Consider the following 20776-nt stretch of genomic DNA (forward strand, 5'->3'; position numbering starts at 1 on the left):
TTTTTTATAATAAAAGGACGCCAAAGAGATGCAAGTCTGCATTAACTTTTAGCGTCCTATTTATCGCTTATTGAATTTGTATTTATATTTATAATCTAATTATTAATTTTCTTCATATGGTAATAATGCAACTTGGCGAGCACGTTTAACTGCACGTGTGATTTCTCTTTGGTGTTTTGCATTAAGACCTGTTACTCTTCTAGGTAGGATTTTTCCTCTATCAGAGATAAATCTTTTTAATGTTTCAATATCTTTGTAATCGATAACTTTTGATGGATCTTTTACAAATGGATCAACCTTTTTTCTTGGTTTAAATCTTCTATTTTGAGCCATGATATTCCTTTCCTTTTATTTTTTAGAACGGAATCCTGCCATCATCTTCTATTTCTGTGAAGTCATCATCAAAGAAATCATCGCTACTATCAAATCCGCCTTGGTTTTGATTGTAGGAATTGTTGTTGTAATTATTTTGATAATTTGTTTGTGAATAGTCGTTGTTGCCATAATCTTGGTTGTCACCATAATTTTGATTATAGTTTGAGCCTCCACCTTGATTATCAGAACGGCTACCTAAAAACTCTACGTTTTCAGCCACAATGTCAGTAGTGTAAACTGTTTTGCCTGTTTCTTTATCAATGTAGGATCCTGTTTGGATTCTACCATCTACTGCACATTGACTTCCTTTTCTTAAATATCTTTCACAATTAACAGCTTGAGGACCCCAAACAACTATACGAATGAAATCTGCTGTCGGACGATTTTGAGATTCTAGTTCTTGTTTCTTTTGCTTACTTAAGCTCTTATCTACAGCTAGAGTAAAGCTAGTAACAGTCTGGTTTGATTGAGTGTTTCTTAAATCTGGATCACGTACTAGTCTTCCTACAAGTACTACTCGATTCATAAATTAGTCCTCTTTTCTGATAACCATGTATCTGATTATGAAATCTGAAAGTCTAAGTCTTCTTTCAAATTCTCTGATATGGTCTGGAAGAGATTTAAAGTCTACGATATAATAATATCCTTCTTTGATATAATTAATTTCGTAAGCTAATTTTCTTTTACCCCAGTCATCTACATTAGTTACTTCACCATTTTCTTCGATGATTCCTTTGAATCTTTCTAATAGTTCAGTTCTATCTGCATCTTGCATATCAGCTTTGAAAATTAAAACTGCTTCGTAGTTATTCATTTTTTCACCTCCCTATGGTCTATGACCCCGTTGATTTATCACGGAGTAGAGTGTTACTGCTATATTTTACTACCGATTTGTCTTTTAGTCAATGCTTTTTTGGGATTTTGTGTAATAAATTGCATTGGCAATGGCACGACTCATAGCATTAGCTGCCATTACTCCAACTACATTTAAATCTGCATTTATTTCATTGGTTGATAGGGCAAATACAGTATCCCCATCAAAGCCTGTATGGACCGGATTTATAGATCTTGCAAAGCCATCATGGGTCATTTGAGCAATTTTCTTAAGCCTTGTCTTATCAAAACTTGCATTTGTTGCAACTATGCCTATGGTCGTGTTTTTATTAGCAAGGTCTGAAAAATCGCTTATAATGTTTGACATTACAACACTTGTTTTGATCATATTTCCATCTTTAATAGGACCTGCAATTTGAATTCCCTTTTCATAGTCAAAAACATCACCAAAGGCGTTTACAGCAACTATTGCAGAAACTTTTAGATCTCCTTCAGTTAGGGTTGCAGATCCAAGGCCAGATTTCATTACAGATTCCATGCCTAGTATTTTTCCTACTGTTGCTCCAGTTCCTGCCCCTATTATTCCCTGGCGGTCTTCCTCTGATTTTGCATTTTTATAGGCAACTTTTCCCATATTTTTATCAGGTCTAATTTTTGGATTTTTGTAGGCTAGGTCAAATAAAACCGCTTGGGGAACTATTGGCACAATCCCAACTCCAACATCAAGTCCTATTCCATCTTCTTCTAAAGATTCCATAAGACCACTAGCAGCATCAAGCCCATAAGCAGAACCCCCGCTTAGAATAAGCGCATTTACACTTTCTACAGTATTTAATGGATCTAAGAGGTCTGTTTCGCGAGTTCCTGGTGCTGAGCCTCTTACTTCTACCGCACAGGTATTGTTTTTAGGCGGAATTAAGACTGTAAGACCAGTTCCAGCTTCAAAATCTTGAGCATGGCCAATTTTTATTCCATCGATATCTGTAATATAACCTTTATACATAATTCTCCTTTAAAAAAGATAAAAAAGACCTCCATTTTGGAGGCCAAAATTAGTGGGCAACATCTTCGTTCCTATATTTATCCATCATTTGTCCAAATACTTCTGAGCTTGATGGTGGTGTGTATGAGATGGCATTTGCGCCTGCATCTATTGTTTCTAGGATGCTTTCTCCAGTCTTGCCGCCTGTGGCTATGATTGGGAAATTATCGCCAATATCTTTTCTAATTTCCCTTACCAAGTCAGCAGTGTATTTACCACCAGATACGTTTAAAATCTCAGCCCCTGCTTGAATTTTACCAATATAGTCATCTTCACTATTAGTAACAGTTGCAATTACAGGCACATCTACAAAACTAGAAATTTCTTTAATATCCTTATTTGGCATTGGAGAATTTACAACCACTCCATAAGCACCAGAAAGCTCTGCATCAATTGCAACATATTTTGAACGCAAGCCTTGGGTTGTGCCCCCGCCAACTCCTATAAAACAAGGAACATTTGATACGCTTAAAATAGCATTTGAAATCGAACTTTGAGGGGTGTATGGATAAACTGCCATGATGCTATCAGCATTTGAATTTCTAATAATAGCAAGGTCTGTTGTAAAAAGTAAGGATTTAATTCTCTTTTCAAAAATCATTATCCCAGATGCCTTATAAATTTCTTTTGGAACGGTGATAAATGATTTTCTAAGCTTGGAGTGCACCAATGGTATATATTTTTCTTTTTTTTCGCTCATAAAGCCCTCCTTTTTTCTCACTTTTTATTTTACCCTTATAATTTTTAATCAATCTTTATTAAAAATATCTCTTGTATAAACTTTATCTTTCACATCCAATAATTCATCATCTAACCTATTTGCCACTATAATATCTGCTTTTTTAAAGTCATCCAGATTATTTTCAATCTTTAATCCCTCAAAATAATCTTCATCTATATTTGGCTCATAGATTATAATTTGAGTCTGATTTTTAATATTATTTATAACATCAAATATTGCAGATTTTCTAAAATTATCAGAATCTTTTTTCATAACCAGCCTATATATGCCAACTGTTTTTGGTTTATCCCTTAAAATTCTATCGCTGATATAGTCTTTTCTAATTTGGTTGGCATCAATAACTGCCCCAAACATAGCATTTGGCACATTTTCAAAGTTTGCATAAAGCTGTTTGCTATCTTTTGGCAGGCAGTATCCCCCATAACCAAATGATGGATTATTATAGTAATTTCCAATCCTAGGATCTGCAGAAACTCCATCGATAATGTCTCTTGTAGAAAGTCCCTTAATTTCTGCAAAAGTATCTAATTCGTTAAAGTAAGACACACGCATTGCAAGATAAGTGTTTGCAAAAAGTTTTACTGCTTCAGCTTCAGTAGAATCCATAAATAAAATTTCAGGGTCATTTTGAGCTTCTTTTTTATATAAATTAGCAATTTTTTGCCCCAAATCAGTCTTATCTCCCACAATTATCCTAGATGGATTAATGCTATCGTATAGGGCTTTGCCTTCTCTTAAAAACTCTGGTGAAAAAATAATATTTTCGCAGGCAAATTTTTCCCTTTGTCCTTTTGTATATCCAACTGGGATTGTGGATTTGATTAAGATAGGCAGATTTTCATTTTCTTTTTTTATATTATTAATTACTTCATCAACAAAAGATGTATCAAAATATCTACTATACTCGTCATAATTTGTCGGCACAGCAATTATGGCAAGTTCTGCATCTTGTAAGTGATTTTTGTATTGATTTGTTACTCTTAGATTAAGATCTTTTTCTGCTAGATAGGAAATTATTAAATCATCTGTTAATGGTGATTTTTTTTGATTTATTAGATTGATTTTTTCCTCATTTGTATCAATCCCTATTACCTCATTTGATTGGCTAAGCAAAATGGCATTGGCCAAGCCCACATAGCCTAATCCAAAAACTACAATTTTCATAAACTCTCCTTAAAATAGATAAGTTTATTTTACAAGAAAAGAAAATTTTTACAATAAAAAAGCCTGACTTTTAGCCAAGCTTTTTAAATAATTTATATTCTATTAAAAATTTCTCTATTTAATTTGTTTTCGCTAGCAGCAACGATAAGTGCTGATGAGTTGGCAGCTGTAACATTTGTAGCTGTTCTACCCATGTCTGCGAGTGTAGAGATTGGAGCAAGTAGTACTACCATTTCTAGTGGTAGTCCCATTGCTGCAAATAAAGCAGTTGTTGTAATTGTAGCTGTTCCTGGCACTCCAACTGTTCCGAGTGAAACTAAAAGTGCAATTAAAATAAGTTTTACAAAGTCAGCAGGACCCCATCCTAGTCCCATCATATTTGCAACAAAGATCGCATTGATTACTGGCCAAAAGCCTGCACAACCTGGCATACCCATGGTTGCTCCAAGTGGAGCTGTAAATGATGCGATTTCTTCAGCTACACCTTGTTCTTCTGTTAAGTTTTCAACATTTGCTGGTATTGCTCCCATTGATGATTGAGTAGTAAAACCAATCATTGTCACAGGCCATACTTTTTTAAAGTAAGTAAATGGATTTACTTTTGCAAAAGCAGATACAAGGATGCCTGTACCTAGGAATGTGTGAATTGCTGATGCCACATAGTTTAATACTAGGATTAAAATAAATGGAGCAATAGCTGTAGAATCAACCCTACCAACAGCATTTGTCATAAGAGCAAGCACTGCATATGGTGTTAGGCTTGTAATCATACTTGTAAGTTTAAATATAACCTCTGCAAGTGAATTTGTAAATTCTGCAAATGGTCGAACCACTTCTTCCTTACCAGATTCAATTAATTTTAGAGCAGCTATACCAATTAAAACTGAAAAGATAATAATTGGTACGATTTGTCCTTCAGCTGCATTTGAAACTATATTTGATGGAAAGAAGTTAGTGATAGTTTCTGCTACTGTTGGTACTTCACGTACTTCATTATTAGCTGGTATATCAAAATTTACCCCTTGGCCAATCTTAAATGCTATTGCAAGGATAAGTCCAACAATAGATCCCATAACATTGTGTAAGCTTAAAATACCAATTGATTTTAAACCAACAGATCTAAGTTTTGTTAGTGAACCTGTATTTAACATGGTTCTAACAATTGTAGTTAATAATAGCGGAATAACCATGGCATATAGCAAGTTAACATATATTGATCCAAAAATAGAAACATACTCGGTATTACCCCTGAAAATAAATCCTAAAATAAGACCTGCGATAGTACCGGTTATAACTCTTACACCAAAAGAAATACCACGCTTTTTCATCTGGTGGAGTACATAAAATAATACTAGTGTAACTAGTACGGCAACAAATTGCATAATTTCCTCCTAAACATATTATTATATTTGTCAGATATTATTTTAACACTTTAAAGCTGTTTTCACAAATTTTTTTATAAAATATTTTAAACACGTAATATTTTGCTAAATTATTTTACAAATACTATAAATTCAAAGGGTCTCAATAAGAGATTTTTAACAATTCTTCTTTTGCCATAATTGCCCAACAGATATTTAAAATCATTTATATCTATAAAATGAAAGCGAATATCAACTAGGACTTCTTTTTGGCTAAAATTAGCAAAAACTATAACTTTTTGGTTCTCATAAGTTCTTACAAAGGCAAATATATCTGGATCATTTATAAAAATTTCCCTATAAGTCCCATTGCTAATTGCTTTATTTTTAGTTTTTATATTGATTAGGTCTTTATAAAAATCAAATGTCTTATTTGTTAAATTTAGGACTTTATAATCATTTACATAAGAATTATTTTCAAAAATCCCTAACTCTTCAAAATTTTCTAAAAATATTCCACCCTTTAATAAAAAACTAAGACCCGCTGTCAGACTATGGCTTAAAAAAGGAAAGTTTTTCTTGTTGGTAAATCCTTTAAAAGCGTTATGTGTAATAAAGATCTGCCTTATATTTTGCTTATAAATTCTCGAAAAATATTTTTTAGCATCAATTAAACTCTCGAAATTTTGAGATTCAATTATCTTGTTAAATATATAATCAAAGTTGTTGTAATTTTCATTTGATAAAAATTTTTGATAATTCAAATCATCCGAACTTATCTGTCCTATTGTAATAACATTTTTTCCTACAAAAGTATTTTTTGACAACTCCTTAAGGTAATCATAAAAGTTATCAAAGAATAATTTTTCAAAATTTGTAAAATAAAATCCATTTATACCATATTTTTTAAGGTAGTTTATAAATTGGTAAAAGGACTTGCGAATTTTGGGCTTTGACCAATCAATTTTTCCTAGATTGTCTAATAAAATTTTAGAAGTTTTTTCTATATCTATTTGTAAAAATAATTTAATATCATTTTTTGACAATAAGTCATTGCTTGCAAAAATTTCTTCCAAAATTTTTTCATCTATATAGTCAAATGGGCTAATAAGTATGCCATTGATTCCTAATTTTTTGTAATATGTAATTTTCTTATTTATTTGGGAGTGCTTCTCCCTATAAAGCACTAAATTTTGCATATTTACCTCTATCAAATATATTACATTTTAGTTTACTTTTCACAAATTATGAGGGTATAATATTGTGATTACAGAAAGAAGGTATAAATGTTAACCCTTAAAAATATTTCTAAAATTTATAAGACTGGAGACTTTGAACAAAAGGCCTTGGATAATGTTTCAATTTCCTTTAGGCAAAATGAGTTTGTCTCCATACTCGGCCAATCAGGTGGAGGAAAAACAACGCTATTAAATATCATAGGTGGCCTTGACCATTACACATCAGGTGACCTTTTGATAAACGGTAAGTCTACTAAAAACTTTTCTGACAATGACTGGGATTATTATCGCAACGTATCGGTAGGTTTTGTTTTTCAATCCTACAATCTGATTAGCCACCAAAGCATCTTATCAAATGTGGAGCTTGCTTTAACCTTATCAGGTGTATCAAAAGAAAATCGACGCGAAAAAGCAATAGGAGCGTTAAAAAAAGTTGGCCTTGGTGAACACATAAATAAAAAACCATCAGAATTGTCCGGAGGACAAATGCAAAGAGTTGCTATTGCGCGAGCCTTGGTAAATAATCCTGATATTGTCCTTGCTGATGAACCAACAGGTGCTCTTGATACGCAAACCAGCAAGCAAATTATGGATTTGCTAAAAGAAATTGCAAAAGACAGGCTAGTAATAATGGTTACCCACAACCCAGAGTTAGCTGAAGCCTATTCGACAAGGATAGTTCGTATAAAAGATGGACAAATAATTGGAGATAGCAATCCATTTACTGAACCAAATGAGGTGGATAATTTTAAGACAAAAAAAATAAAATTAGGTCTGCCAACAGCAATCAGCCTTTCATTTAATAATCTTTTGACCAAAAAAGCTAGGACACTTTTAACTGCTTTTGCTGGATCTATTGGGATAATAGGTATAGCTCTCATACTTTCAATTTCAACCGGAGCCAATGATTTTATAGCTGATAGCCAAAGAAAATCCCTAAAATCATATCCAATCCAAATTCAAAAAGAATCTGTAAACCTAGGATCACTAATCACCCCACCCAAAACTGAGGAAAAAAACCATAAGGATGACAAAATATATGCAAATAATTTCATCCTAGATCGCAGATCTGATTTTGCATCAAATGTTAAGGAAAATAACCTAACTCCCTTTAAAAAATTTATCGAAGAAAACAAAAAAGAATTAGATAAAAGTGTAGGCTCAAATTTTATTTCTTATCTATATGATATGAACTTTGATATTTACACAAAAGATCCAAATGGTGAACTTGTAAATACCAATGGCGAGGACTTTGAAGAAAATAAACGTCCACCAATTGCTGACCTATTTGCACCAAGCCAAGATAATAAAAATTTTACTCAATTAATTAGTAGTGGCGATGGCAAAATCAGTCCAATAATCACTGACGAATTCGAGATAGTTGATGGAAAATGGCCAGAAAATGCTGACGAATTAGTTTTATTTACAGATTACAACAACGAAATATTTACTGGTCATATGTACGAATTAGGATTTTTGCCAGCCAAAGATTACAAGGAAATTATTTCAAAACTAGATAATAATGAAAAAGTAAATTTAGATCAAATTGGCATCAAACCATCAGAAATCATCGGCCACGAATATAAAATCATCTCTCCTTCTGACTATTACGAAAAAGATGGTAATAGTTTTTTAAGTGTAAAAGATGATGAAGTGAAAGTAGATAAAATTGTAGAAAACGGTGTAAAAGCTAAAATAGTCGGTATTGCAAAAAGAAAAACAAATGATGATAATCAAGTTGTAAATGGCACAGTTGGTTTTACAGAAGGCCTTACAGACATGATGATTGACCATGCCAACAAATCTGAAATTGTAAAGGCACAGGTAGCAGATAAGGACAAAAACGTCCTAAATAATCTCTCTTTTAGGGCAAAAAATGATGATGAAAAACAAAAATCTGCTAGATATTTTTTAGAAAATTTAAATGAGAAAAGTTCTCTTAGCTTTTCTACCTGGATTGTTAGAAATAAGCCAGAAATTGCAGAACAAGCTCAAAAAAATGCCCAAGAGATGCAAATTAATGCCATGGCAAATCCTTCTATGATGGAAAATCAAAATCCAAATGAAAATCAAAACCAACTTGCCCAATATGTTCTAAATCAAAATGACAAAAAAACTTTAATTGATATTTATGACGAATTCCTATCCGGCAATTCCTATAACAAAAATCTCGAAGAACTGGGAGTTGTGAGCAAGGATGCACCAGCAGAAATTGACATCTATGTAGAAAATTTTGAAAATCGTGAAAATATAAAAAATGTAATCGATGATTACAATAAAGATAAAAGTGAAAAAGAACAAATAACTTATACAGATTATATTGGCCTAATCACAAAATCAGTGACAGATATTGTAAATGCAATCTCATATGTCCTAATCGCCTTTGTTGGTGTGAGCCTAGTAGTTTCATCAATAATGATAGGTATTATAACCTATATTTCAGTTTTAGAACGAACAAAAGAAATTGGGATATTAAGGTCAATTGGAGCTAGCAAATCTGATATTAGGAAAGTATTTATGTCTGAAACCTTTATAATCGGTCTTTTATCAGGCTTGTTGGGTATTGGAATTACAATGCTCTTAAATATTCCAATCACAAATATAATCCGTAATTTGACAGGAGTAGATTATATATCATCAACACTACCTGTAGAAGCTGCTGGAATTTTAGTTTTAATTTCCATAATATTAACACTGATTGCAGGCATCATCCCATCATCTATGGCCGCCAAAAAAGATCCTGTTGAAGCCTTAAGGGAAGAATAAAAAATAAGCTGTGAATAATCACAGCTTATTTCTTTATTGATTTTCTTCTAAAATTATATTTACAAATTCTCTAAACATAGAATTTGATGCTGTAGCAAAGTCTTGGCTAGCTTCTTCAAAAGGTAAATATAGGTGCTCTACAAGTTGATTATCCACATAGAAAAGATAATTTGCCCTATAAGTTCCATCACTAACCTTACTTGGTACCACAATTTGAGCAACAGGTTTTTTATTCATTACCATAGCTGCTATTCCTAACGGCTTCACATTAGCTTGATCAATATCATTTACAGTTTGTAATTTTGATAAATCTTTATCATCCATTATTTCTTCTGGTTTTACTTCAAAATATCCTGGTTGAATACTTGCTAGATTTAGTTTGTCTTCGTAAAAGTTTACCGCAATGTCTAAGGCATAAACCTTACCCATATCTTTATCTTCAAACTCTTCAAATTTATACACAACCATCTGATCATTGTCTTTTATATCAATAACTTTTTTATCAAAATATCCATCTACAAACTTATCTACCTCATCAATACTAGAACCTGTAGGATTTTTATCCCAAAAGTCGTAGAATTTTCCATCATCTATCAAATCGTAAAATTTATACACAGCCTCATCATAGTCTGCTACTGAAGAAATTTTTAAACCAATATTGCTTAGTGCCTCAGCGTCTGTTGAGGTAACTTCAACCTCTGATACATCTTTTGTTCCATCTATGGTTCCATCAAAGGAAATAGGTTTTAATTTGTCCTCATCCACCTTGTTATAATCTGAGAAATAGTTATTAATTAGTATTTGTATATTATCCTTACCTATTGATAATAAAAACTTATCTGGGTAATTATCATCATCTTCATATGTGACTACAAGTTTTTCTTCTAAATCTTTTAAATCTACACCTTCAACGCTTAGTTTAAATTGGTCTTTAAATAGGTCAAACATTTTTCCAGCTGGATCATTTTTGTAATATAAGTATGTTTTGCCATCCTTATCTCCGTAGGCCTTTATGCTAGAAGAAAGTTTTTTAAGCTGTTCCATAAGCTGATTTATTTCCGGATTTACAGTAATTTGTACTTTACCATCTGGGGTTTTTTTACCTTCTACTTTACCATTTTCTAAAAATCTATAATAATTGTAGTCATAGGATGGATTGTTAGTAAAAAAGTTTTCTTCTTCACTGGATTTTTGTTTATCGCTTTCATAGGTGGAGTCTAAAAAGTGTCCTTGGTAAATATCACCATCTTTATAGTCAACTGCAGCCAGAAAATACTGGCCACTTTTCTCTCCCATTGAATTAAATGCTACATAACTTTCATTTATAAGATTTTTTACATCTTCATCAAAAAAGGAATTAATCAACTCATCTGGATTTTTATCACTTTCCACTAGACCAAGATCAGCAGGATCTTTATCAGCTATATCTAAAATGTCTTCTTCGAATATATCATAATCAGCCTTTACAAGTAAATCCGATCCATGGCTAGTAGCTTTTTTCTTATCCTCTTTTGTGTCTGACTCTTTATCTTCTTTATCTACTGGTTTTTCAATTTCTACAGAATTTTCTTTACCGGTCGATTTTTCTTCAACTTTAGTAGATTCTACTTCTTCATTTGCCTGCTTTTCATTGCCGCAAGCTGATAGCACTGATATACTAAGTGCACATAATAAAATTTTAGAGTATTTCATAATTCCCTCCTTTTTAAATTTAATATTATTTACCTAATACCCAAGTTTTTATAATTTATACATATTTATATATTTCAACATAAAAAATTGATATTTTTTGTCAAATTAATTTTTATTTAAATTTCTATATAATTTGCAATTTTTTTATCTTCTAAAAAGTATTTTGAGGGTACAATAACTATTATGAAGAAATTATTTTTAATAAGTTCTAGTGCAGGTGCAAGTGAATATTTTTTTAGCAAAGAACATATAAAAGAAGTCTATAAATCAAATAATAAATTAGATGAGATAATAGTAGAAGAAACACAGTATGCCGGTCATTTAGAAAAAATTGTAAATAAATTTTTAAAAAGCAATTATGATGATAAAGTTATCATTATACTAGGAGGAGATGGATCTTTAAATGAAGTAGTAAATCTCTGCTATGGAAAAGATGTTACAATAGGGTTAATTCCAACTGGTACCGGCAATGATTTTGCCAAAAACTTTGACTATAAAGATTTTAAAATCGAAGATACCTTTAATATCATAAAGAATCCAATTGATTTGATAAAAATAAATGACAGATATTGTATAAATGTAACCAGCCTTGGTTTTGATACCGAAGTTTTAGTAAGTGCCTACGACTACTTAGAAAAAGACAAATCCTTAGGCAAAAGAGCCTATTTGAAGGCTGTTAGAGATAGGGTACGTCATTTATCTTATAATCATTTGACCATGGATTTAATTTTAGAAGATGATTCAAAAATAAGTATAGAAAATGAATTTTTAATTTCTGCCATCTGCAATGGTGGTTTTTATGGTTCAGGATTTAATCCTGCCCCCGATGCCAAAATATACGATGGAATTATAAATTTAGTCTTAGCTAGGAAATTTCCTAAGTTTTACCTTCTAAGTTTAATCTTAAAATATAAAAAAGGTAGGCACCAAAGCTCTCCATATTTGGATGAGTTTAGGGTAAAAAAAGGTATTATTTCCGCAAATTCAGATTTTTTGGCAAATATAGATGGAGAAATTTTTACAGATAAGAAGATAGAATTTGAAATACTGCCCCATGCACTAAACCGGGCATATTTTAGATAAAAAAATCAGCAAAGAAATCAAACTTTGCTGATTTTTATTTATTCTTTTATAAAGGCAATTGATTCATATGGCCTTAGGCTAATGGTATCTTTTATCTTACTTTCACCATAATTTCCTAAAATATAGGTAAATTTATCATAATTTTCAATAATGTCCGTGATATTTACTTTAACTTGATTGGCAGAAAAATTATTTAAATTTAATAAAATTTCACCCTCATACTTTCTTAGGTAGGCAAAAACATTTGGATCATCTTCTAGGATTGGAAAATATAAACCATCTGAAATTATATCTTTATTTTTCCTAAGTTCAATCAACTTTTTGTAATAATAGTAAACAGAATTTTTATCCTCTAGGGCATTGGCCACATTTATTTTTTTATAGTCATTATTTACTTTCAGCCAAGGATTGGCATCTGTAAAACCTGCATTTGTGCTATCATCCCACTGCATTGGTGCCCTAGAATTGTCCCTTGATTTTGCTTTTATAATTTCAAAGGCTTCTTGATTGCTAAGTCCATTTTCAATTAGCATCTTATAAGCATTGTGACTTTCTATATCCTTATAATCATCCATATTTTCATAAACTGGATCTGTCATTGCAATTTCTTCTCCCATATAGATATAAGGAGTTCCTCGCATCATGTGTATGCTTTGGGCAAGCATGGTTGCTGTTTGATATGGATAATTTTCTACATCTCCAAATCTATTATTTGCCCTTGGTTGGTCGTGGTTGTTCCAAAAAAGCGCATTCCATCCTCCACCTTCTTGGAGTCCAATTTGCCAAGAATTTAAAATCTCTTTTAATTTTATAAAATCAAACTTAGATTTTGTCCATTTTTCACCATTTTCATAGTCTACCTTTAGGTGGTGGAAGGAAAACACCATTGATAACTCATCCCCTTTTGCAGAGGAATATAGAATTGAGTTTTCAATATTAGTTGAGGACATTTCTCCTACTGTAATTATATCTTCGTATTTTCCAAATGTTTTCTGATGCATTTCCCTTATCCAATCATGGACAATTGGAGTATCTGTGTATAGTGATTTTTCTTGGCTAATATCACCTGTGCTGTCGGCAAAATTTTCATCCTTGCCTATTACATTCAAGACATCAAATCTAAAACCTTTTATACCACGGTCTATCCAGTAATTTACAATCTTAAATACTTCTGCTCTGACATTTGGATTATGCCAATTCAAATCAGCTTGGGTTTTATCATAAAGGCACAAATAATATTTGCCCGTATCTCCAAATTCTGCCCAAGCTTGGCCACCAAATTTTGATTGCCAATTTGTAGGCAAGGACCCATCTTCTTTTGGATCTCTAATATAATAAAAATCTTGATAGTATTTTTCAGCTGCAAGGGCCTTTTGAAACCATTCGTGTTCAGTTGATGTATGGTTAAAAACCATGTCAAACATAAGTTCTAGACCATTTTCCTTGCATATTTTGATTAAATAATCCAAGTCACTTTCACTGCCAAATTTTTCATCTATATGGTAGTAGTCTGCTATATCGTATCCATTATCATTTTGTGGTGATATAAAAAATGGATTAAGCCATAGCATATCTACACCCAAATTTTTAAAGTAAGAAGCCTTAGAAGCTATGCCTCTAAGGTCTCCTATGCCATTTCCACTCGTATCCTTAAAACTTCTAGGATAGACTTGGTAAATAACTTTTTTTCCTAAATTCATAATCATCCTTATTTAAAGCTTGGTGTTTTAAATTCAATTTTATTTTGGAATATTTTTTTCTTATTAAATACTACTGTCAATATAAATGGTACTACAATTGCTATTAACATTGCAATTATAAAAGTTATATAAGATTCAGCTTTAATAGATAAGATGCCTGGTAGGCCTCCAACACCTATATTGTGAGCCATTGTTTTTGTAAATACTGAAAATAAACCAGCAAAACCTGACCCAATCATACCGGCTATAAATGGATAACCATATTTGATATTGATACCAAACATGGCAGGTTCTGTTACTCCAAGATACGCAGAAATCATTGCTGGAACAGAAATTTGTTGCTCATCCTTATCGCCACTATGAAGGTAAATAACAGCAAGAACTGCAGAACCTTGGGCAATATTTGAAAGGGCAATCATTGGCCATAAAATTGTACCACCAAAATCATTTGCTAATTGCAAATCTATGGCATTTGTCATGTGGTGAAGACCTGTGATTACAAGTGGAGCATAAAAGAATCCAAAAACTGCACCAAATAACCAGTTTAGTCCAGATGTAAGGCCAGCATAAACTCCATTAGAAATCCAAGAGCCTATTTTCCAACCAATAGGTCCTAAGATTACGTGAGCTAGGATAACTGCTGGAAGTAGTGATAAAAGTGGCACAAAAATCATAGAAACTGCTTGGTGGATGTGCTTTTTCCAAAATCTTTCAAGATAAACTAGGGTAAAACCTGCAAGCATAGCTGGGATAACTTGGGCTTGATAACCTATTCTCTCGATTTGAAAACCACCAAAATCCCAAATAGGAATCTCACCACCACCTGCTATAGAATAAGCATTTGCAAGAAGACTTGGAGAAACCAGACAAATTCCTAAAACTATACCAAGAACTTGGGTTGTCCCCATTTTACGAGTAATAGACCAAGTAATATGAACTGGTAAATAATGGAAAATTGCTTCACAAATTAACCACAAGAAATCATTTGTACCAGCCCAAAATTGACTTGTTTCTACTACAGTTTTACCGCCAAGGCTTGCAAATTGGATTTCTCCTATGATATTTCTAAAACCTAATAAAAGACCACCAACGATAATCGCAGGTATAAGTGGGGCAAATATTTCAGCTAAAACTGATGCAAACTTTTGTAGCCAGCTTTGGTTTTTCTTAGCATCTTGTTTAACTTCATCCTTGCTAGCCTGATGTGCATTAGAAAAGCTCATAAAATCGTTATAAAATTGGTCTACATCATTTCCTATAATTACTTGAAATTGACCAGCTTGAGTAAAACTACCCTTAACTGATGGTAGGGCTTCAATTTTGTCAATTTGTGCTTTTTTAGGATCATTAAGTACAAAACGCATCCTGGTAACACAATGAGTAACCGATGAGATATTGCTATCTCCGCCAACATATTCGATAAGCTTTTTGGCTTCATCCTCGTGTTTTCCCATAATTTTTCTATAAGATTAGATTAAGCTTAGTTGTAAAACATTTTCCCAATAGTGACAATTAATACCATTATAATAAATTGGTAAATAAATTATAACTTTATATGAAATTATTTAGAACTTAAAATTTTTTTCCAAACTTTTTTGAGTTTTTATAGTGACAAAAATGTATAATATAAGCTCTACCATGACAATAAAAAAGATATCAAATTCCTTTAGATCTCCTATTTTTCCATTTACATATATAATCAAAGTTATAATAAAACATATTATCCCCAGCATCAATAAGTACTTAGCAGCATAGTTATTAGCAAACTTCCAAGCTTCTTTCGAGCTTTTGCTAATCTTAGTTCTAAAACCACTGCAATCTGAAACTTCTCTTTTAGCAAGCTTTAAATAATAAATACCAAGTGAAATCATTGCTAGAGGCATTATAGATAGAATTAAAATTTTAAACATATTATCCTCCTTTTTGTTAATTTAATTGTTTGTTAATTATTTACCCTATATTAATAATATTTTTAACATTTTTATTTGTTTTGTTAAATTATTATATTTATAAAAAAGAGGCCATTTTTAATGACCTCATACATATCTAATCTTCTTCTGATTCTATTTTGTTTTTTACAAATTTTTCTGCTGCTTGTTCTATTTGTTCGTTATCAATATGGGATCTTTCTATAAGTTTTTTTAATTTATCTTCATCTTTTTTAGAAAAATCCTCTTTTTCATCAACTTTTTTTCTCATATAGTGGCTTATACCCAATCGTTTGTAAGATTCATATTTTATGGCAGATCTTTCTTTATACCAGGCTGCTACTAGTACTATCATCATAAGAGTACCTACATAGCCTATAATAGGATAAAAAATTGAGACTAATTCTTTAAATCCTCCAAAGCTTAAAACAAAGCCTATTAGGGTAAGTACAATTAACATTATTCTAAATCTTTTTTCTTCACCATTTGAAAATCTACGGGCTAATGCGTAAAAAAGTGAAATACCTGTATTAAATATCATGCCAAAAATTACTAGTGCCATTAGTATTCCAAGTACAGGATTTATAGATTCGATTATGTAAAGCATTGGTATATCAAGTTTTCCTACTTCATCAACCCTTATAAAAAGTGTAAATGATATTAAAATTCCAAGTATACCTGCTATCGATCCACCTAATAGTCCACCTACTCCTGCATCTTGGGTATTTAATTCTTCTCCACCTAAAACAAGCCCCATGGAAACTCCACTCATAAGACACATTCCGTAATAATTAAATGTTGAGAATATTAGGCTATTAAAGTTTGATGGTAAGCTTCTTGCTATATTATTTATATAATTCCAATCTGGATGATAGTTAAAAAATGTATACAAAGAACCTATTAATGTAAAAATAATAATTAATGGTGTAAAAGAACCAATAATTTTCGAAACTTTTTCAAAATCCATCATGCCAACTATAATTATTAGACTTGCACATATGACTTGACCTATAGATTTTTTTAATCCAAAGGCTTCATTTAAATTTGATCCAGCTCCAGCAATCATTACAAAACCAATTACAAAGCAAGTAAATATCAGGGAATAATCCATAAATTTTCCCATGTACTTATTGGTAATTTCTCCAAATACTTCTGAATGATCTGTTGCCATATAGTGAGAGCCTAGTTGTAAAAGTACTCCCCCTATCAATGTATGTAATAATCCTACCACACCTGCTCCAATTAGACCTGGTATGCCTAATGAAACAAAGTACTGTAGAAGTTCCTGTCCTGAAGCAAGCCCTGCTCCTGTAACTACTCCTACATAGGCTAACATTATTACTAGTGATTTCTTATTCATATTTCCTCCGTAATATATATTATACTTTTTTATAGAAATATGTAAATTATAATAATTTTTTTAAGTAAATTATTAAAATTAAAATCTCTTTTTTATTTATAGTTATTATTTATGATAATTTTAAAATTTTTGAAAATAAAAAAGAGCAAGCCATAGCTTACTCTTTTAGTTTATTAGTATAATTTAATATTTAAATTATTTATCGATTTTTGTAACAACACCTGATGCTACTGTTCTACCACCTTCACGTACGGCAAATCTTAGTCCTTCTTCTAGGGCGATTGGTTTTTGTAGTTTGATTTTGAAGGTTGCGTTGTCTCCTGGCATTACCATTTCTACGCCTTCTTCTAGTTCAATGTCGCCTGTTACGTCTGTTGTTCTAAAGAAGAATTGTGGTCTGTATCCACTGAAGAATGGTGTGTGACGTCCTCCTTCTTCTTTGGTTAGTACGTATACTTGACCTTCGAATTCTGTGTGTGGTTGTACGCTTCCTGGTTTTGCTAGTACTTGTCCTCTTGAGATTTCGTCTCTTTGTACTCCTCTTAATAGGATTCCTACGTTGTCTCCTGATTCTGCTTGGTCTAGTGATTTGTGGAACATTTCTACTCCTGTTACTACTGCTTCAGAAGTTTTTTCTGTTAGGCCTACGATTTCTACTGTGTCGCCTACTTTTAGTGTTCCTTTTTCTACTCTTCCTGTTGCTACTGTTCCACGGCCTGAGATTGTCATTACGTCTTCTACTGGCATTAGGAATGGTTGGTCGTTGTCTCTTTCTGGAATGTCAAAGTAGTTGTCTACTTCTTCCATTAGTTTAAGGATTTTGTCTGACCATTCGCCTTCTCCACCTTCTTGTAGTGATTTTAGGGCTGATCCTACTACTACTGGTGCGTCGTCTCCGTCGTATTCGTATTCGTTTAGTAGGTCTCTTACTTCCATTTCTACTAATTCTAGTAGTTCTGGATCGTCTACTTGGTCTTCTTTGTTTAGGAATACTGCGATTTTTGGTATTCCTACTTGGCGTGCTAGTAGAATGTGTTCTCTTGTTTGTGGCATTGGACCGTCTGCTGCACTTACTACGATGATTGCTCCGTCCATTTGTGCTGCTCCTGTGATCATGTTTTTAACGTAGTCGGCGTGGCCTGGAGCGTCGATGTGTGCGTAGTGTCTGTTTTCTGTTTCGTATTCTACTACTGATGTGTTGATTGTGATTCCACGTTCTCTTTCTTCTGGTGCTTTATCGATGTTTTCGTAGTCGATGAATTCACCTGTTCCGTATTTTTTGTTTAGAGCTTGTGTTATTGCTGCTGTTGTTGTTGTTTTTCCGTGGTCTACGTGTCCGATTGTTCCGATATTAATATGTGGTTTGCTTCTTTCGAATTGTTGTTTACTCATTTTAATCTCCTATTAAATTATTTATCTAATATTTGTTCTTTTACTGATTCTGGTACTTGAGCATAGTGGTCAAATTGCATTGAGTATGTTGCTCTACCTTGTGTTTTACTTCTTAGGTCTGTTGCATAACCAAACATTTCTGATAGTGGGATAAATGCATCTAGTACGTGGATACCATCTTTTGGATTCATTCCATCGATTTTACCACGACGGCTTGATACGTCTCCCATTACATCTCCTAGGTATTCGTCTGGAGTTGTAATTTCTACTTTTTCTATTGGTTCTAGTAAAACTGGTTTTGCTCTTTCAACTGCATTTTTAAGACCCATAGATCCTGCTACGTGGAAGGCTACTTCTGATGAGTCGACTTCGTGGTATGAACCATCATAAAGTACTACGTGCATGTCTACCATTGGATATCCACCTAGGATACCATTAGCTGCTGCTTCACGTACACCTTCTTCAACTGGTCTGATGTATTCTCTTGGTACTGCACCACCAACGATTTGTGATTCAAATGTAATTCCTGAACCTTCTTCACCTGGTGAAACTCTTAAGTGAACATCACCGTATTGTCCAGAACCACCTGATTGTCTTACGAACTTACCTTGTGCTTCTGCTTCTTGAGTGATACCTTCTCTGTAAGCTACTTGTGGGTTACCGATATTAGCTTCTACTTTGAATTCTCTTAAAAGTCTGTCAACGATGATTTCTAGGTGAAGTTCTCCCATTCCTGAGATAATTGTTTGACCTGTTTCTTCATCTGATTTTGTAACGAATGTTGGATCTTCTTCTGCTAGTTTTTGAAGACCAATAATCATTTTATCTTGTGAAGCTCTTGTTTTTGGTTCAATAGCAACTGAGATTACTGGATCTGGGAATTCCATTTTTTCAAGGATGATTTGATTATCTTGATCACATAGTGAATCCCCTGTTGTTGTATCTTTAAGTCCTAATAGAGCAACGATATCACCAGCATAACCTACTGGAATTTCCTCTTGCTTATCAGAGTGCATTTGCATGATACGTCCAACACGTTCTCTTTTACCTTTTGTTGCGTTATAGATATATGAACCTGATTCGATTGTACCTGAGTAGATTCTTGTGTAGATAAGTTTACCTACATATGGGTCAGTTACCACTTTAAATGCTAGTGCACTTGTTGGCTCATCATCACTTGGTTTTCTTTCCAATTCAACTGATTCGTCTTTAGCATCTATACCTTTGATGTTTGGCACATCTAGTGGACTTGGCATAAATTCAATGATTGAGTCTAAAAGTGGTTGTACACCTTTGTTTTTGTATGCTGAACCGCAAAGGCATGGGAAAATCTTTTGTTCGATTGTACCTTTTCTGATTGCAGCTTTGATTTCTTCAACAGTAACTTCTTCACCTTCAAGATATTTCATCATGATAGTATCATCTACTTCAGATAATTCTTCAAGCATGTTGTTTCTGTATTCTTCAGCCTTTTCTTTTAAATCTGCTGGAATTTCGCCATATACTGGGTGAGCACCTAAGTCTTCTGTGTTATATGTTACAGCTTCCATTGTGATTAGGTCTACTGCACCTTGGAAATCTTGTTCAGAACCAATCGGAATTTCTATTGGAACTGCGTTTGCTTTTAATCTATCTTTGATTGTATCAACTGCCATGAAGAAATCTGCACCTGTAGCATCCATTTTGTTGATAAAACAAATTCTTGGAATGTGGTATTTGTCAGCTTGTCTCCAAACAGTTTCTGATTGTGGTTCTACCCCACTTTTTGCATCGAATAAAGCTACAGCACTATCTAGTACTCTTAGTGATCTTTCTACTTCTACTGTAAAGTCCACGTGTCCTGGAGTATCGATAATGTTAATTCTGTGATCTTTCCAAAATGCTGTGGTTGCAGCTGAACCGATTGTAATACCACGTTCCTTTTCTTGGTCCATGGAGTCCATTACTGCTGTACCATCGTGAGTATCACCTATTTTGTAAATCTTACCAGTGTAGTATAGGATTCTTTCTGTTGTTGTAGTTTTACCTGCATCGATATGCGCCATAATCCCGATATTTCTGGTATCTTTAAGTGAAACTTCTCTAGCCAAATTTTCCCC

The 20776-nt window shown here is 32.8% G+C and carries 17 protein-coding genes; 2 read left to right on the forward strand and 15 right to left on the reverse strand.

Translation table 11 applies throughout. The features are described 5' to 3' along the window. Positions 1-102: 102 nt before the first annotated feature. The 8 genes from rpsR to ACF3NF_RS02250 all read right to left on the reverse strand — a co-directional run bounded on the left by rpsR (position 103) and on the right by ACF3NF_RS02250 (position 6717). Positions 103-333: a 30S ribosomal protein S18 gene (rpsR, locus tag ACF3NF_RS02215; RefSeq protein WP_203128335.1), complete on the reverse strand. Its 231-nt coding sequence runs from the start codon at positions 331-333 to the stop codon at positions 103-105. Between the two features lie 22 nt (positions 334-355). Further along, complete coding sequence (locus ACF3NF_RS02220) at positions 356-901, reverse strand: single-stranded DNA-binding protein (protein ID WP_262123321.1); 546 nt, start codon at positions 899-901, stop codon at positions 356-358. Positions 902-904: 3 nt separating this feature from the next. After that, entirely contained in the window at positions 905-1189 is a 285-nt protein-coding gene (gene rpsF / locus ACF3NF_RS02225; protein ID WP_394023823.1) for a 30S ribosomal protein S6, read from the reverse strand. Positions 1190-1273: 84 nt separating this feature from the next. Further along, positions 1274-2212, reverse strand: a complete 939-nt coding sequence (locus tag ACF3NF_RS02230) for a P1 family peptidase (protein ID WP_394023825.1) — start codon at positions 2210-2212, stop codon at positions 1274-1276. 49 nt (positions 2213-2261) lie between these two features. Next, the gene (locus ACF3NF_RS02235) at positions 2262-2951 is read right to left on the reverse strand and encodes a beta/alpha barrel domain-containing protein (protein ID WP_394023827.1); all 690 of its coding nucleotides are present in this window, start codon (positions 2949-2951) and stop codon (positions 2262-2264) included. A 48-nt stretch (positions 2952-2999) separates the two neighbouring features. Further along, positions 3000-4157 (reverse strand): nucleotide sugar dehydrogenase, encoded by a 1158-nt coding sequence (locus ACF3NF_RS02240; RefSeq protein WP_394023829.1) that lies wholly within the window; start codon positions 4155-4157, stop codon positions 3000-3002. Between the two features lie 92 nt (positions 4158-4249). Further along, positions 4250-5539: a dicarboxylate/amino acid:cation symporter gene (locus tag ACF3NF_RS02245; RefSeq protein WP_394023831.1), complete on the reverse strand. Its 1290-nt coding sequence runs from the start codon at positions 5537-5539 to the stop codon at positions 4250-4252. A gap of 110 nt (positions 5540-5649) precedes the next feature. Then, on the reverse strand, positions 5650-6717 hold the full coding sequence (locus ACF3NF_RS02250) for an alpha-glucosidase C-terminal domain-containing protein (RefSeq protein ID WP_394023833.1): 1068 nt from the start codon (positions 6715-6717) through the stop codon (positions 5650-5652). Between the two features lie 87 nt (positions 6718-6804). On the opposite strand from ACF3NF_RS02250, the gene ACF3NF_RS02255 reads away from it, so the two are divergent. Then, the gene (locus ACF3NF_RS02255) at positions 6805-9522 is read left to right on the forward strand and encodes an ABC transporter ATP-binding protein/permease (protein ID WP_394023835.1); all 2718 of its coding nucleotides are present in this window, start codon (positions 6805-6807) and stop codon (positions 9520-9522) included. Between the two features lie 33 nt (positions 9523-9555). Here the strand turns inward: ACF3NF_RS02255 and ACF3NF_RS02260 are convergent, their stop codons facing one another. Then, on the reverse strand, positions 9556-11214 hold the full coding sequence (locus ACF3NF_RS02260; RefSeq protein WP_394023837.1) for a hypothetical protein: 1659 nt from the start codon (positions 11212-11214) through the stop codon (positions 9556-9558). 183 nt (positions 11215-11397) lie between these two features. Here ACF3NF_RS02260 and ACF3NF_RS02265 point away from each other — a divergent pair, with 183 nt between their 5' ends. Continuing rightward, a complete protein-coding gene (locus ACF3NF_RS02265) occupies positions 11398-12297 on the forward strand; it encodes a diacylglycerol/lipid kinase family protein (protein ID WP_394023839.1) in 900 nt (299 codons plus the stop codon). Between the two features lie 38 nt (positions 12298-12335). On the opposite strand, the gene treC is transcribed toward ACF3NF_RS02265, so the two are convergent. From treC to fusA, 6 genes are all read right to left on the reverse strand, one after another. Beyond that, positions 12336-13997: an alpha,alpha-phosphotrehalase gene (treC, locus tag ACF3NF_RS02270; RefSeq protein WP_394023841.1), complete on the reverse strand. Its 1662-nt coding sequence runs from the start codon at positions 13995-13997 to the stop codon at positions 12336-12338. 8 nt (positions 13998-14005) lie between these two features. Beyond that, a complete protein-coding gene (gene treP, locus ACF3NF_RS02275) occupies positions 14006-15451 on the reverse strand; it encodes a PTS system trehalose-specific EIIBC component (protein ID WP_394023843.1) in 1446 nt (481 codons plus the stop codon). Positions 15452-15562: 111 nt separating this feature from the next. Further along, on the reverse strand, positions 15563-15907 hold the full coding sequence (locus ACF3NF_RS02280; protein ID WP_394023845.1) for an SdpI family protein: 345 nt from the start codon (positions 15905-15907) through the stop codon (positions 15563-15565). A gap of 136 nt (positions 15908-16043) precedes the next feature. Continuing rightward, positions 16044-17285, reverse strand: a complete 1242-nt coding sequence (locus ACF3NF_RS02285) for a YkvI family membrane protein (protein ID WP_394023847.1) — start codon at positions 17283-17285, stop codon at positions 16044-16046. Positions 17286-17480: 195 nt separating this feature from the next. Then, positions 17481-18677 (reverse strand): elongation factor Tu, encoded by a 1197-nt coding sequence (gene tuf, locus ACF3NF_RS02290; RefSeq protein WP_394023849.1) that lies wholly within the window; start codon positions 18675-18677, stop codon positions 17481-17483. Positions 18678-18694: 17 nt separating this feature from the next. Then, the gene (gene fusA / locus ACF3NF_RS02295) at positions 18695-20767 is read right to left on the reverse strand and encodes an elongation factor G (protein WP_262122997.1); all 2073 of its coding nucleotides are present in this window, start codon (positions 20765-20767) and stop codon (positions 18695-18697) included. Between the last annotated feature and the right edge of the window lie 9 nt (positions 20768-20776).

This window comes from Anaerococcus martiniensis (assembly GCF_043187485.1).
GTDB lineage: Bacteria > Bacillota > Clostridia > Tissierellales > Peptoniphilaceae > Anaerococcus > Anaerococcus martiniensis.

Excerpts from the sequence above, each read along its gene's own strand:
- ACF3NF_RS02285 (WP_394023847.1), bottom strand. The coding sequence starts at position 17,285 with ATGAATAAGAAATCACTAGTAATAATGTTAGCCTATGTAGGAGTAGTT.
- rpsR (WP_203128335.1), bottom strand. The coding sequence starts at position 333 with ATGGCTCAAAATAGAAGATTTAAACCAAGAAAAAAGGTTGATCCATTT.
- ACF3NF_RS02250 (WP_394023833.1), bottom strand. The coding sequence starts at position 6,717 with ATGCAAAATTTAGTGCTTTATAGGGAGAAGCACTCCCAAATAAATAAG.
- ACF3NF_RS02255 (WP_394023835.1), top strand. The coding sequence starts at position 6,805 with ATGTTAACCCTTAAAAATATTTCTAAAATTTATAAGACTGGAGACTTT.
- ACF3NF_RS02245 (WP_394023831.1), bottom strand. The coding sequence starts at position 5,539 with ATGCAATTTGTTGCCGTACTAGTTACACTAGTATTATTTTATGTACTC.
- ACF3NF_RS02280 (WP_394023845.1), bottom strand. The coding sequence starts at position 15,907 with ATGTTTAAAATTTTAATTCTATCTATAATGCCTCTAGCAATGATTTCA.
- treP (WP_394023843.1), bottom strand. The coding sequence starts at position 15,451 with ATGGGAAAACACGAGGATGAAGCCAAAAAGCTTATCGAATATGTTGGC.
- ACF3NF_RS02240 (WP_394023829.1), bottom strand. The coding sequence starts at position 4,157 with ATGAAAATTGTAGTTTTTGGATTAGGCTATGTGGGCTTGGCCAATGCC.
- ACF3NF_RS02230 (WP_394023825.1), bottom strand. The coding sequence starts at position 2,212 with ATGTATAAAGGTTATATTACAGATATCGATGGAATAAAAATTGGCCAT.
- ACF3NF_RS02265 (WP_394023839.1), top strand. The coding sequence starts at position 11,398 with ATGAAGAAATTATTTTTAATAAGTTCTAGTGCAGGTGCAAGTGAATAT.
- treC (WP_394023841.1), bottom strand. The coding sequence starts at position 13,997 with ATGAATTTAGGAAAAAAAGTTATTTACCAAGTCTATCCTAGAAGTTTT.
- ACF3NF_RS02235 (WP_394023827.1), bottom strand. The coding sequence starts at position 2,951 with ATGAGCGAAAAAAAAGAAAAATATATACCATTGGTGCACTCCAAGCTT.
- tuf (WP_394023849.1), bottom strand. The coding sequence starts at position 18,677 with ATGAGTAAACAACAATTCGAAAGAAGCAAACCACATATTAATATCGGA.
- ACF3NF_RS02260 (WP_394023837.1), bottom strand. The coding sequence starts at position 11,214 with ATGAAATACTCTAAAATTTTATTATGTGCACTTAGTATATCAGTGCTA.
- ACF3NF_RS02220 (WP_262123321.1), bottom strand. The coding sequence starts at position 901 with ATGAATCGAGTAGTACTTGTAGGAAGACTAGTACGTGATCCAGATTTA.
- rpsF (WP_394023823.1), bottom strand. The coding sequence starts at position 1,189 with ATGAATAACTACGAAGCAGTTTTAATTTTCAAAGCTGATATGCAAGAT.